The organism is Vibrio sp. K4 (assembly GCF_051122595.1).
Lineage (GTDB): Bacteria > Pseudomonadota > Gammaproteobacteria > Enterobacterales > Vibrionaceae > Vibrio > Vibrio owensii.
In genome coordinates, this window is the sequence record NZ_CP178581.1 from 35,632 (window position 1) to 48,782 (window position 13,151).

15 protein-coding genes are annotated in these 13,151 nt (G+C 47.8%); 12 read left to right on the top strand and 3 right to left on the bottom strand.

What is annotated here, in order from left to right:
- Positions 1-780: 780 nt before the first annotated feature.
- Entirely contained in the window at positions 781-1,629 is an 849-nt protein-coding gene (locus ACLIIY_RS29365; RefSeq protein WP_025788927.1) for a hypothetical protein, read from the bottom strand.
- A gap of 421 nt (positions 1,630-2,050) precedes the next feature.
- On the bottom strand, positions 2,051-2,698 hold the full coding sequence (locus ACLIIY_RS29370; RefSeq protein ID WP_025788926.1) for a S24 family peptidase: 648 nt from the start codon (positions 2,696-2,698) through the stop codon (positions 2,051-2,053).
- Between the two features lie 704 nt (positions 2,699-3,402).
- On the opposite strand from ACLIIY_RS29370, the gene ACLIIY_RS29375 reads away from it, so the two are divergent.
- Positions 3,403-3,567: a hypothetical protein gene (locus tag ACLIIY_RS29375; RefSeq protein ID WP_276453056.1), complete on the top strand. Its 165-nt coding sequence runs from the start codon at positions 3,403-3,405 to the stop codon at positions 3,565-3,567.
- Between the two features lie 15 nt (positions 3,568-3,582).
- Complete coding sequence (locus tag ACLIIY_RS29380; RefSeq protein WP_025788925.1) at positions 3,583-3,864, top strand: hypothetical protein; 282 nt, start codon at positions 3,583-3,585, stop codon at positions 3,862-3,864.
- A 49-nt stretch (positions 3,865-3,913) separates the two neighbouring features.
- On the opposite strand, the gene ACLIIY_RS29385 is transcribed toward ACLIIY_RS29380, so the two are convergent.
- On the bottom strand, positions 3,914-4,066 hold the full coding sequence (locus ACLIIY_RS29385; protein WP_420780413.1) for a hypothetical protein: 153 nt from the start codon (positions 4,064-4,066) through the stop codon (positions 3,914-3,916).
- 149 nt (positions 4,067-4,215) lie between these two features.
- On the opposite strand from ACLIIY_RS29385, the gene ACLIIY_RS29390 reads away from it, so the two are divergent.
- The 10 genes from ACLIIY_RS29390 (at position 4,216) to virB11 (ending at position 13,150) form a co-directional block, all read left to right on the top strand.
- The gene (locus ACLIIY_RS29390; RefSeq protein ID WP_025788924.1) at positions 4,216-6,594 is read left to right on the top strand and encodes a conjugal transfer protein TraE; all 2,379 of its coding nucleotides are present in this window, start codon (positions 4,216-4,218) and stop codon (positions 6,592-6,594) included.
- 14 nt (positions 6,595-6,608) lie between these two features.
- Entirely contained in the window at positions 6,609-7,304 is a 696-nt protein-coding gene (locus ACLIIY_RS29395; RefSeq protein ID WP_025788922.1) for a type IV secretion system protein, read from the top strand.
- 3 nt (positions 7,305-7,307) lie between these two features.
- The gene (locus tag ACLIIY_RS29400) at positions 7,308-8,258 is read left to right on the top strand and encodes a type IV secretion system protein (RefSeq protein ID WP_025788921.1); all 951 of its coding nucleotides are present in this window, start codon (positions 7,308-7,310) and stop codon (positions 8,256-8,258) included.
- Positions 8,259-8,263: 5 nt separating this feature from the next.
- Positions 8,264-8,698 carry a single-stranded DNA-binding protein gene (gene ssb / locus ACLIIY_RS29405; RefSeq protein WP_025788919.1) on the top strand — a complete coding sequence of 145 codons (435 nt, stop codon included), beginning with the start codon at positions 8,264-8,266 and terminating at the stop codon, positions 8,696-8,698.
- 87 nt (positions 8,699-8,785) lie between these two features.
- On the top strand, positions 8,786-9,214 hold the full coding sequence (locus ACLIIY_RS29410) for a hypothetical protein (protein WP_025788917.1): 429 nt from the start codon (positions 8,786-8,788) through the stop codon (positions 9,212-9,214).
- A 59-nt stretch (positions 9,215-9,273) separates the two neighbouring features.
- Complete coding sequence (locus ACLIIY_RS29415; protein WP_276453061.1) at positions 9,274-9,417, top strand: hypothetical protein; 144 nt, start codon at positions 9,274-9,276, stop codon at positions 9,415-9,417.
- 2 nt (positions 9,418-9,419) lie between these two features.
- Positions 9,420-10,175, top strand: coding sequence for a virB8 family protein (locus ACLIIY_RS29420; RefSeq protein WP_025788915.1), 756 nt, complete (start codon positions 9,420-9,422; stop codon positions 10,173-10,175).
- The gene (locus ACLIIY_RS29425; RefSeq protein ID WP_025788913.1) at positions 10,172-10,930 is read left to right on the top strand and encodes a TrbG/VirB9 family P-type conjugative transfer protein; all 759 of its coding nucleotides are present in this window, start codon (positions 10,172-10,174) and stop codon (positions 10,928-10,930) included. Before ACLIIY_RS29420 ends, ACLIIY_RS29425 begins: the two co-directional genes overlap by 4 nt.
- A gap of 55 nt (positions 10,931-10,985) precedes the next feature.
- Positions 10,986-12,092: a TrbI/VirB10 family protein gene (locus ACLIIY_RS29430; RefSeq protein ID WP_044139642.1), complete on the top strand. Its 1,107-nt coding sequence runs from the start codon at positions 10,986-10,988 to the stop codon at positions 12,090-12,092.
- Positions 12,093-12,136: 44 nt separating this feature from the next.
- Complete coding sequence (gene virB11, locus ACLIIY_RS29435; protein ID WP_025788911.1) at positions 12,137-13,150, top strand: P-type DNA transfer ATPase VirB11; 1,014 nt, start codon at positions 12,137-12,139, stop codon at positions 13,148-13,150.
- The last annotated feature ends 1 nt before the right edge of the window (position 13,151 follow it).

Consider the following 13,151-nt stretch of genomic DNA (forward strand, 5'->3'; position numbering starts at 1 on the left):
GTGACACTGTAACCATTTATTTCATGAGGAGCGATGCGACGAATACCTGAACGCGCTCACGCAGTGAGTAAGAAGCGTCCCATCCTAGTTCTCAGAAGTTATTTGTGTTTACTGAAGTGTCCGGTACAAAAATTGCCCTTCGCCCTGCTAGAATGCGCGAGCGTAGCGAGTAAGACTACTCGGAAGGTTGCGTATATGCTCGAAAGTTTCCTGTCGAATGACAAAAGAAATGTTCAACGTAGATGATTAATCGATCAAGTTGATGTGGGGAATGAACTGATGTCGCTTCGCTCTGTCTGCTTTAAACTGAACGTAATATGTTCGCTCGCTTAGGCTTACTCCTTATATTCCCTCCAGTTCGAACCCTGATTGCTCATTAAAATTTACGTTGTGCTCGAATATGCCCGTCAAAAGCCTTTCTCGTAGTTTCAATGTGCACTGAACGTGATGGCTTTTGATGGGAGGTACTAATGAGCGAAGCGATGATCTTTTTTTAAATATTCATCTTTATATTTATCTAGATACAAAGTTTAAGTACGAAGTCTTCATAAGCACGGCATGTTAATCAGGGGGGTTCTTAGGGTAAACCTTTGTTCTATTTTCTTGCACTACCTTTCTAGTGGATAAACGAAAACCCGCATATGACACGAAAAAACGGGGAGAGTAAGGTGATTAATAAGGCATAAGAGTAACTACAAGAGAGGGGATTATGTGATGTAGATCAATTTCCATGTTCTATAGACGTGCGAAGTCCTCCGCTTGCGCGGATACACTCAACATCTAATGAGGAGAAAAGGCAGGGGTAGGGCTGAACGCTTGAAAAATGGAAGCGGTAGCATCAGCATAGCCATCAAGCTTCTTACCGTTGTAGATCTCTTGGACTTTCTTAGCGATGTCTCGGAACGACAACCACTTGAAACGCAGCCCTTTGCTTTCCTGACGCTTGCGAGTCGCCAAGATAAGCTCAACGATATTAGGGTAACGCACTACTTTAAGATCAGAGAAAAAACGCTCAGTAAGCTGCTTGTAAGCTGGAGCACTGCGAACCGCGCCTTCTTCTTCATCGACGTTCACGTTAATACGTTCACAGTGTAGATAGCCAGCTCGACGTAAATACTTTAATGCTTTCGCAAACGACTTTGGTGCAATGTACTCACCAAAGCGCAAAGCGTAATCTTCTTGAACTTGATCCCAACTGATTGTCTTAATGCCCGCTTCGGTTGGTTCACCTATGCGGCCACCAATCAGATCTGTGTTAACCAAGATACACGCCAGAACTCGCGCAATATTCGTACGGCACTGGATGTTGTTCACACCATCCCCGCCCCAAGCATACAGAGCAGGAAAGCGTTTTTTGTTTGTGATCAACTCTTCACACGCTTTTAAGATGCGCGCAAATTCTTGCGGTAAGGTTTCGACGATACCATCACGGCGTAAACGACGAGATCTAAATGCGATCTGAAAGGAGGTTTTAGGTTTTTTGGCATTTTCTGCGGCCACAACCGCTTTGTGTAGCTCAACCAATTCGTGTTTACGCGCCTTACGACGAGCACGATACGCAGCTTCTGTCGCCGCTTTCTGAACTTTTTGAGGGTTGTCTGAAAGACAATATTTTCTAGAGGTACGCATCAGACAAGGCCTCAGCGTCTATTCTTCCCAATTTTTCCACACTCAAACGGTGGGGTAGGGGAGGGCGCTGATTCTGTTGTCTGAAAAAATTAGATAAGGTCATGTTTAAGCTCTGCTAGATTTTGAAGAGGTTCAGGTGTCACGCCAAACCAATATCTTTTTACTTTATAGAAAAAGATCAAAAAGATCAACTGCTTGAATTTTAGGCACAAAAAAACCGTCTACTAGCAGAGAAGACGGCTTTTTTGCGAATGCTATTTGATCAGATTGACGGTCTGACACATCCTAGTTCCAAAAAATACACTACATAGAAAACTATGTAGTTAGTAGCGTGCTATGTAATGCACTTTCGCTTCAGAACATGTTTTCATTGTACACAATTCACATCTTATATTAAAGTTTATCTAGTTGTTTTTTGTTGTTAACAGTTGATTTTTGATGAATACCAAATGACTTCTCCCACAACATCAATATTGTTATCTTCTAATTCACTCCATGAAATTAGTTCATCTACGTAATCTTTATTATAACTTTCCATAATAAGACCTTTATGATTACTTTTTATCAACTTAACTCTTAAATGCTCTCGCATTCTAAAAACATAAATCCGTCCATCAACTATCTCTTTTTTAGCTCGGTTGACAGCTAATACAGCCCCATCACGTAGAACAGGACTCATGCTATCCCCGTAAGCTTTTATACAAAAAACCGAGCCTTTATTCGATTCTCTTGTTAGCGCTTCTTTTGGTAGAGGATAGAAACTCTTTACTTCCGAGTCTTGATTTTCAAATCCATGCCCAGCGGCCGCTAGAATATGTTCATAATAGGGAACCATCGTAATCAGATCATTTTTATCACTAAAATCAAGTTCTTCTCCATAAAGTAACCATTTATTAGTAACTCCTAATGTTTCTGACAATGCGTGTAATTGTTCCCCTTTAGGAAGATTAACAGCTCTTTCCCATCCAGAAACTGCCTGAGGCTTTACACCGACCAAAGTAGCTAACTCAGCTTGCGTGTACCCCAAGAGTTTGCGTTTTTTCTTTATTCGTTCAGCAATACTTGTCATGTACTAATCATATATCGTTCAATGAATTTAACCACCAACAATAACGGCGAGTTATATTTAGTTTTGCTGTTTTTTTTTCTTTACTTGTCTTTTAAAAATACCTATCATCCACTTTCACTGATCGTTTACACAGTAAGTGCTTAGTGAAAATGCTCTTTGAAGGCTCTGCACTGACTCGCTTTTCTTTACTTAGCGCAGTTCATCAACCTCCGTGAATTTGTGCCATGGCTGATAACTCGCCGCAACGAAACGCTGGTAAGCGTGTCGCCCCTGCATAGGAGTTATCGACGAGAGAAGCCCATAATATTTTCTCAACCACACCCAACCGCCTAGCAAGCGGTGGCAAATCACGGTCTTTCGACTGTGTGGGATTGACCCTGCTCTGAGTCAATGAAAGTGTAAGAGCCTATTTCCGTTCCTTTTAACCCTCTACTTCTAGTCATCAACACTATGACGCTTAAACGACGCTCCTATCGACACCTACGCCCCAAAAGCAAAGTCGAAAAAGCCATCCACATGGCTAACCTCATTGAGCGCAAACATGACCCGCTTCGAGAATCACCGCCTAGACCACCTCGTAACTCTAAGCAAGGTGAGGACGACGCACGCGCTCATTCTTAGTTTTTTTGCTGCCTGTATTTTTCTATGCCCTTTTTTTTAAGAGCGCATAAGTCAAGTACATGCTCCTGTGAAAAGGAAAAACCATGGCACATGTTTACCTTCCAACCCAACACAAGAAAAAAGACGCTGAAATCGCAAAACGACAAGCCGCTGCACGCCGCCGCATTGAAATCGGACGTGAGCTGGCTGCCATCGGTTTGCACCCCATCAAGGATGTACACCTCATCTCCAGCGCTTCTCTTCGTTAGCTTTTGAGATTTCTTATGAATAAAAAAACACTCTTCTTTGCCGCGCTTCTGATGGTCGCGCCCACCGCCATGGCCGCTGGCGGTTTAGATGTTGGCACCGATGCCGTCAATGAAATTCGCACTTGGTTCTATCGCTTTCTTGGTGCCGTATCTCTAGGCTACATTGGATGGAACTGCTTCCTTGCCATGAACGACAAGCAACAGTGGAACGAAGTCATGGCTTCGGTGGCTAAAGTCGCTCTTGCCGGAGGCAGCATTCTTTGCGCCGACTGGGCGTGGTCACTTTGGGGTAGCTAAGCAGGATATTGATTATGGATGAGAGCAATGAGCGCACCGATTACGCTAGCTACAACGCATTCAGTCGTGTCGCGCTTTTATTTGGCGTGCCTATCATCCCCTTGTTGATTTTGGCGATGGTCACGCTCGCAAGTGGCTTTATTGGCATCACGCAATACGGCTTAGTCGGTTTAATGATGCCCATCAGCAGTCTGGCACTCATCGTCTTCATCCGAGTGAAGTGTCGAGATAACTCGCGCGCGCTGCACACGTTGTGGTGGAGTCTAAGAGGTCTCATCCTTCGTCTGCAATGCCGTTCATCGGTCGTATCCTTCTCGACCCTACCTAATGCACAAAAAAGGAGAGACACCCGTGTCCGAGAATGGATTAAACACCATCCCCATTCATCCTAAATTGCCTAAATACAGCTATCCAATTAATCCCCACATGATTGCCCTTGATGATTCTCGTTTAATGGCGGTGATACACCTCAAGGGCATACCTTTTGAAAGTGAGTCGAGCAAAACCTTAGAGAGCGCCTTTAATCGCATTAAGGCACTGTTTAATCAGCTCGCCAAACGCTACGGCTCCGACCTCGCCGTCTGGTCTCAAGTGGTTAAGCGCAAAGACACGCTGCAAGGTCAATATCAATTTGAAAACAACTTTATTGCGCGCTTTGCCGATAAGTATTTAGACACATTCTCCGGTCAACACTTTTTCACCACCGATTACTACTTGACGGTGGTACTTAAGTACAACGGACAAGTGGCCGAGGGTGAAACTGAGCTTTACGACCTATTGAAAACCCTGCAATCCACATTGGCGTCATTTGGTGTTTCAGTCCTCGGCGTCGAGCAAGACAACGATGGTATGGTGAGATTGCGTCACGCCGAGTATTTGAGCTACTTACTCAACCATGAGCACCAGAAAGTCCCACTGACCCAACAAAAGGTCATTGAAGCGGTATGCAATGCCGACTGGCACTTTGGTTACGATTTGCTAGAAATTCGTGGCGCACAATCGCAAGACGCCAGTTTTGCCGCCTTTTATGAACTGGAAGGCTACCCCAACAGCACACACATCGGAATGTGGGACTTTATCTTAAATCAACCGAGTGAATTTGTGCTGACTCAGTCAATGATATTCATGAAGCCCTTTGCGGCGCAAAAGCGGCTCAAAAGCCAAAAGAACCTCATTGCCTCTGGTCAACATTCCAATGAAGAGTTGACCGAGTTGGAGCTAGGTCTCGATACTGTCACCGTCGGCGATGTGGGGTTCGGGGATTATCATTGCACATTGGCCGTGTTTGCCGATACGCCAGAGCGAGCGTTAAAAGAAGGCTCAGACTTGTACGGTGAATTTCTTGGTCGCCATACCGTGTTCACGCGCTCAAACCTTGCTGCGCCATTTAGTTTTTTAAGCATGATGCCAGCGTCAAAAGACCGCATGACACCCACACCACGAAGCACCACTAACTTAGCGTGTACATGGTCACTGCACAACTACTCGCAAGGCAAAGCCTCGGGTAATCCACTCGGTGACGGCTCTGCCGTCATTCCGTTGAAAACGCGCTCTGACACTCTGTATTACTTTAACTGTCATGCCACTGAACCAGGATTAAACGCACAAGGGAAGATAGTCGCTGGACATACGCTGATTATGGGCGCATCCACCTCAGGTAAAACCACGCTGGAATGCACCATCACTGCTTTCCTCTCTCGATTTAATCCTCAGATGTTCACCATCGACTATAACCGCTCCACGGAACTGATGATGCGCGTCATGGGCGGGCAATACTTCACGGTTAGAGAGGGTGTCGAAACCGGACTCAATCCCTACCAGCTTCCCGATACACCGCAGCTTCGAGCGTTTCTCTTACGTCTTACTTGTCGCCTTGCCGCAGACAAAGACGGCAAGGTGTCGGACGAGGAAGAAAAAGAGCTAAAACAAGGCATTGATACCATGCTCAATCTCTACCCAAGTCATGAACGAGGGTTAAGTCCATTGTTGTTATCGGTTCAACTTCCTGCGCTGCGCAGCCGCCTGAGCAAATGGTGTCGCAGTGAGAATGGACAGTACGCATGGTGTTTGGATGCCGCGCAAAACCGTTTTGACCCAAACAACATGGACAGAATTGGTTTTGACATTACTCAGCTCATCAAAAAAGACCCACTAGGGGGCAATATGGTTTTGCCCTTTACCGAACCGATTTTTGGTGTGCTGTTTTTCCTCAAATCTTTGATGCAAACCGAAGGGCGATTGTTGCTCACTACCGTTGAGGAATTTTGGGCACCTGCGAATTTCCCTCTGACACAAGCCATGATGGAAGACGTCCTTAAAGCTGGACGATTGAAAAACGAGTTCATGATTTTAAGCTCTCAATCGCCCGAAGACGCGGTTAACTGTGACATCTTCGCCGCCATCATTCAGCAAACAGCTACGAAGGTGTACTTGCCTAACCCTGATGCTGAATACGAAGGCGCCTATCAGCGTTGCAATGTCACGTTAGCGGAGTTCAACGAAATCACGCAGCTCGATAAGCTCTCTCGCACGTTCTTGATTAAGCAATCCAACAGCAGTTGCTTTGCCAAGTTAAATCTTGCTGGCTTTGATGCGTTCTTTCCGGTTATTTCCGCTACCGATGAATACTTGGCTTTGTGCGACCAACTGCGCGCGCAGCATGGGGAGGAACTCCATCAATGGCTACCGCACTTTGAGGCTGCCATTAAAGAGCGCATTCACTCTCGCTAATCACTGGAGGCTCTATGCCACTTACAATCACTAACCGCAGACTGTTTTTGACTGCGCAATCGCTGATGGTCAGTGCCTCACTGACTCTCCTTTCTCCACCCACCCTTGCCACGGGTATTCCCGTGGTTGACGTCGCTTCCATGGTTCAATTCGCCGCAGAAGCAACCACACGCGCGGCTGAGTTTGCCGAAGACATCACAGAGGCACGTAAGCGCCTTTCAGAGCTAAAGTCCCAAGGCGCGCACTACAAGCGCATGGTGGAGGGACACGTGGATTTTGAAGATGTGCTTTACGACCCAACGCTCAACTCGGTGTATTCACTCAAAGACTGGCGCACCATCTACAACAACATTGAGGACATTGCCGACTTGCGCCAAGAGTTCGACATGTACTCGGATGACCCTATGGTGCAACGCAGCTACGACCGTCAGCTCAAAGAATACAAGATGAAAACCATCTTCTACGAGAACAGCGTGAAGCGAAATGAAAACATGGCAAGCTTGATGACGCAGTACCAATCGGCCACCACGCCTGCCACCAAAGCCGATTTAGCCAATGCGATTGCCTTTGAGCAAACCCAAATCCAAAACGATGCGCAAATGCAGCAAACGCTCCAGACCGTGATGGAAGAGCAGCGCATTAACGAAGCCAAAGCCTCCATGCGCGCGACCTACGACACATTGATGGGCGAAGGCATTCCAAGGTTGTAGACCATGTTTGATTCTCTGTTCGATTTTCTCAATCAAATCGTGGAAAGTAACATTGCAGAAATGGTAGGGCGCTTTACGACGGCGTTCACGCCTCTGCTTGGGGCGTGCGTCATGCTCTACATTGTTTATATGGCGTGGGAAATGTTATTTGACCGTCAGAACATGGTATTCATGGAATCGCTCAAAACCATTGGTTCATTAACCATGGTGACAGGCGTGGCGCTCAATACCGCTTGGTACATGAGTCATGTGGTGCCATTCATTTTAGGCAGTGGTGACCAAGTGACGCAGCTGCTGCTCGGCAGCGGCAGTGGCGCAGGTTCAGCGCTGCAAGTGTTGTTTGACCGAGTCTGGAATGACATTGGCTTAATGGCATCGCGGATTGAATGGGAGTTTGACGCTCAGGTCATCGGACAAAGTCTTGGCATCATTGCCATGATCATCATCAGCGTCCTCGGCTTTATTCCATTTATTGGCATCGCCACCGCTTATCTGCTCATGGCGAAAATCATGGTGAGTTTTCTACTCATCATCGGGCCATTGTTCATCATGATGGCGTTCTTCCCCTCGACGCGCTCTTTTTTCCAAGCGTGGACAGGGCAATGTTTTAACTACGTGCTGCTTTCGATTTTGTTTCCGCTCTCTTTTTCACTCATTACCTCACTACTGAAAGAGACGGTGTTCGCTGGCAACATCACCTTTGTGAACGTCATTTTTACCGCTGTGATATTCTTTGCGCTTTGCGTGCTGGCGACACAAATTCCGGTACTTTCAAGCACCTTAAGTGGCGGCGTGGGTATCAGTGGCTTGATTGGTAATGCGGTGCAAGGCGCGAAAGCGGCAAGCTCTGCGGCAAAAACCGCGAAAAATGCACCCGGACAAATCAAGCAAGGCGTCAAAGACGTCACCAGTAAAGTCCAGAACATCGGCAAACCGAACATCAAAGGAGGGTAACGCTCATGGCAGCCCGTGGAGTAAACAAAGTTATTTTGGTGGGTAATCTCGGCAGCGACCCCGAAATACGTTACATGCCAAATGGTAATGCAGTCGCCACCTTAACCATTGCCACCTCAGAAACGTGGCGCGACAAAGGCACCGGTGAACAACGAGAAAAAACCGAATGGCATCGTGTGGTTATCTTTGGCGCACTGGCAAAAGTTGCAGAGAATTACCTACGCAAAGGCTCTCAAGTCTACATTGAAGGGCAACTGCAAACGCGCAAATGGCAAGACCAAAGCGGTCAAGACCGCTTCACTACCGAAGTGGTGGTGCAAGGCTATAGCGCGGTGATGCAAATGTTAGGTGGCAATCGAAGCGATAATTCGCAGCAAGGTGGTCAGCAGCAATACAACGAACCGCCAATGGATTTTGATGACGATGAGCCTCCGTTCTAACTCGGCGTACTTTCTCCTCATAAACCTTTAGTTTTACCCTCATTTGCCCACATCCTGTGGGCATTTTTTTTACCAGAGAATATTAACATGATGTCCCGTACTGCCTATTTCGTTTTGCTGACAAGCTTGGTTTCGATAAGTACAAAAGCCATGCCTCAAGACACCGCTCCCAACCTCTCTGACACCGCCATTAAAGTGAGCGTCCAAATTCATGGTGAGCGTATTCCAGCGTATTCAACCTTTGACCAGAGCAACCAAGGTCAACAATACGAATGGCATTTGTTGACCAAGCAACGCCTTCCCGATGGCAACATCCAAGAAATGCCTAACGGTTGGTCAATTACGCTCAATAAGGTTGAACCTGAGTTAGTCAGTCTTTCCGTGACCTTTACCGAGCAAGGAGACAGTGAAACGTTCTTGTTTGAGAAAACACCACAAGAAACATCGCAATGCCAACGATTTCCTTTTGAGCACAACATCATTCATCGTCCCGTGGTTTGCATATCAACACCGTAAATTGCACAGGTCATATCGAACTTTAAACTCCAGCTTACCTACAAGATAAGATCTTCTTCATGAAACCATTACTTTTGCTGCTACTGGCGAGCCTTGTGAGCGCGTGCTCATCCACACCACCCAAACCGCCAGAGCCACACGGTCAACATGTGCCCGTCAATCCGCCTGACATTCAATTGCAAGACTTAACCTTAAGACGCTGACTATGGAAACCTCGCAAGACACCTTTGAACAGAACAAGAAAGCGCTCAACGCGCCAAACAGCAAAGCCCTCACCCAAGAAACCAACGACTACTTAAACCAAATCAAGCAGTTTGAAAACGATCGCGTTGACATGGCGAAGCAATCAGCCAAAACCGCGTGGAAAGTAGCAACAGGGGCTGGCGCATTGGCTGGATTGGCGTTAATTGCGCTCGCTGTCACCATGCCACTGAAAGAAGTGGAACCTTATTTATTGTCGGTGGACAGCAAGACCGGTTTTACCACCATACTCAAACCGCTTGCGGACGCGCAAAAGACCACCTATGGCGAAGCGCTAGACCGCTCGTGGGTGAATCGCTACATCATTGAGCGCAACAGCTACATTTGGGAGAGCGTGCAAGGCAGCTTTGATGTCATTAAGCTCATGAGTGCGCCTAACGTGTTCGCTCGCTACAAAAGTTACATCATGGGCGACAAGTCCCCCGTGGCAACGTTTAAAGACCGCAAGCAAATCAAAGTCGGCATTAAGAATATTACGTTCTTACCCGCCAGTGACGACGAACAAATCATTGCGCAGGTGCAATTTTCAAGGGACGTGCTATCACGTGACGGTCAACCAGCGTCGGGATACAAAACCACGCACTGGACGGCCACACTCACCTTTGATTACTTAGCCCCCGTTAAATCCGAAATCGCGCGACGCCAGAACCCTCTGGGCTTTCGCGTCACCTCGTATCGAGAAGATAAGGTGGTCGAATGAAAAAAGCATTAGCCCCCTTACTGTTTTTACTGCCCTTTTCTGCTCATGCCGCCATCTTCCCTATCCCACAGCAATACGACTACCGCATCACGCGCGCCGCCTACAACCCCGAAAACGTCATCAAGGTACGCACTCAAATTGGCACGTCGACACTCATTCAGTTTGAAGAGGGTGAAAACATTCCCGAAGAGAACGGGATTGGCATTGGAGATGCACAAGCTTGGGGGATTTTCATTAACAAGAACAACCTGTTCTTAAAGCCCACAGCAGCGGTCAACCCTGATACCAACTTAACGGTCGTCACCACCAAAGGACGCACTTATTCGTTCTGGCTGGAGCTGAGCGATTTTCCTCACTTTATCGTCAAGATGGCGTATCAGGCACCTAAAACCGCCGACAGTTATCAAAGTGCCTCCGGCGTGCCTTGTTATGACGGTCAGGTGAACTTTGATTACGAAATGTGGGGCGATAAAGCGTTAGCACCGAAGTACGCATGGGACGATGGTCGTTTTACCTGCTTAAAGTTCACAGGCAAAGAAATGCCTGTAGCGTATCAAGTGGCCGACGACGGCAGTGAGTCCTTAATTAACTATCATGTGCAGCAAGACACCATGATATTGCAAGGCACGGCCAATGAGTTTCGTCTGCGCCTTGGCGAGCAAGTGTTAGGGTTATCGTCCAGTACCGTCAACGCCGAGGGCTATAACGACAAAGCCAGCAGCATCAACGCCAAAAGGACGGTGAAACATGAGTGATGACCGCATCCCTGATATTAACGAGCAACCCGAAACGGGACGCTCAAGAAGTCTCATGCTCAATTTTTCCGGTTTTATGAAAGGTTTTCTGCGCAAGATTGGCTTTATTATCGTTGCCATCATCGCGTTCGGAGGTGGCCTTGCTCTCACACTGCAAAACATACCGAGTATGGTTTCATCCTCAGATAAGGACGTTGTCAGCAGTGACAGCGATGAGAACTATCAAGACGGCGCGCAAAGTGGCTTAGAAGAGTCCGACATTTCGGACTTCATTCAACAACAAAATGAGGCCGATGCCCTCAAAGAGCGTGACGCTAAATTATTGGCAGAGCAAAAAGCCAACGAAATGCAACGCCAGCAAGACCAAGCGCGTGTTCAGGTCGAGCCAGTCAAGCCCGTGGTGGTCTCTGCATCTGAGTCCAATGAGCCGCCACCGCCAACCCCCGAAGAAGCCGCGCTCGCCCGTAAATTGTCTGGCAGCCCAAGCTTTACCCAAAAGGGGGCAAGCATCCCCGATGTCGATACGGCCAAAGTGAACACCAGTCTCGATACACCCGACTACGCCGATGGTCACGCCAGTGTCAGCAAGGTCGGCTATCAAGACTTTCTGCTCAAACATGGCTCCGTCATTCCTTGCGCGCTCTATACGCAAGTTATCTCAGAGCAGTCGGGCTTTGTGACGTGTCGCGTCACACAAGATGTGTACAGCGCTAATGGGGCAGCGTTATTGGTTGAACGTGGCTCCTTGGTCAGCGGCTCACAAAATGTCGCCCTAGAAGGCGGTCAAGCGCGCGTCTTCACCGCATGGTCAACCATTGATACACCATTAGGAGTCAGCATCAAGATTGATTCATTAGGAACGGGGGCGCTCGGCGCGGCAGGCATTGACGCCTACGTCGATAACCATTTCTCAGAGCGCTTCGGTGGTGCCATCTTGCTGAGCTTTGTCGATGACGCATTAGCGACGGCCAGCAACCGCTTAAGCCAATCCGACAGCGAAGTCACCTTTGACAACTCCTCCAGTAACGCCAGTGATATGGCCTCCAAAGCATTAGACTCCAGCATCAATATGGCACCCACTGGCTACGCCAACATCGGACAGCGCATCAACATCTTAGTGGTGCGAAATATCGACATGTCGAGCGTCTATCAATTTGAATAGGAGTACCTATGCGCTTAGGAGACGACCTTCAACTAGGAAAAAATATGTCATTTGATACCACCATTACGGTGCGCGGCCTACTCAAACAAGTGGGGCTGCAAGCACTGCTTGATTTACCGAACTTAACCGAAGTCGCCGTCAACCAACCGCAAGAAGCGTGGATTGATCGCGGTGATGGTTGGGAGCGCCACGAACTCCCCGAACTGACTTTGCAACGTTGCATGGATTTAGCCAAGGCGCTGTGCGTGTTTGCCGGACTCACACAACCGCTAGGCGAGCAACACCCTCTGGCGTCGGTGATTTTACCCGATGGTGAACGCGGTCAGATTGCCGTACCTCCGGCCACCGAGAAAGGCATTGTCAGCATGACGTTTCGCAAACCCTCTCTCGCCCGTTTTAGTTTGGACGATTATCACCAAAGTGGTCGTTTTGCGAAGTGTCGAGACATAAAAGGGGTATCAAGCGAATTGACCGACAGTCAACTGGAATTACTCGCTCTCAAAGAGCAAGGCGACTATCTGAATTTTTTCAAACGAGCGGTTCAAAACAATCTCAACATCATGTTGGTAGGTGGTACAGGTTCAGGTAAAACCACGGTAATGAAAGCCATGGTTGACCACTATCCACCTGAAAAACGCCTGTTCACCATCGAAGATGTGCACGAGCTGAACTTGGTGTACCACGCCAACCATTTGCACCTGTTCTACAAACAAGGTGGACTCACTCCTAAACAATTGATTGAGTCATGTATGCGCATGAAACCCGACCACGTTCTACTGGCGGAGCTGCGTGGTGATGAAGCGTGGAACTATCTGGAAATGCTCAACACGGGGCACCAAGGCTCCATCACCACGATTCATGCCAATGATTGTTTGAGTGCATACGCGCGTCTCGCCACTTTGATCAAACAAAGTGAGGTCGGCAAAACCCTAGAGCATGAGCACATCATGCGCACCATCATGACCAGCATTGATGTGGTGGCCTTTTTTCAACACACGCATCTTGTCGAGCTGTTATACAACCCTAGCCAAAAGAATGCGCTTTTAGCCGGACTGTGAT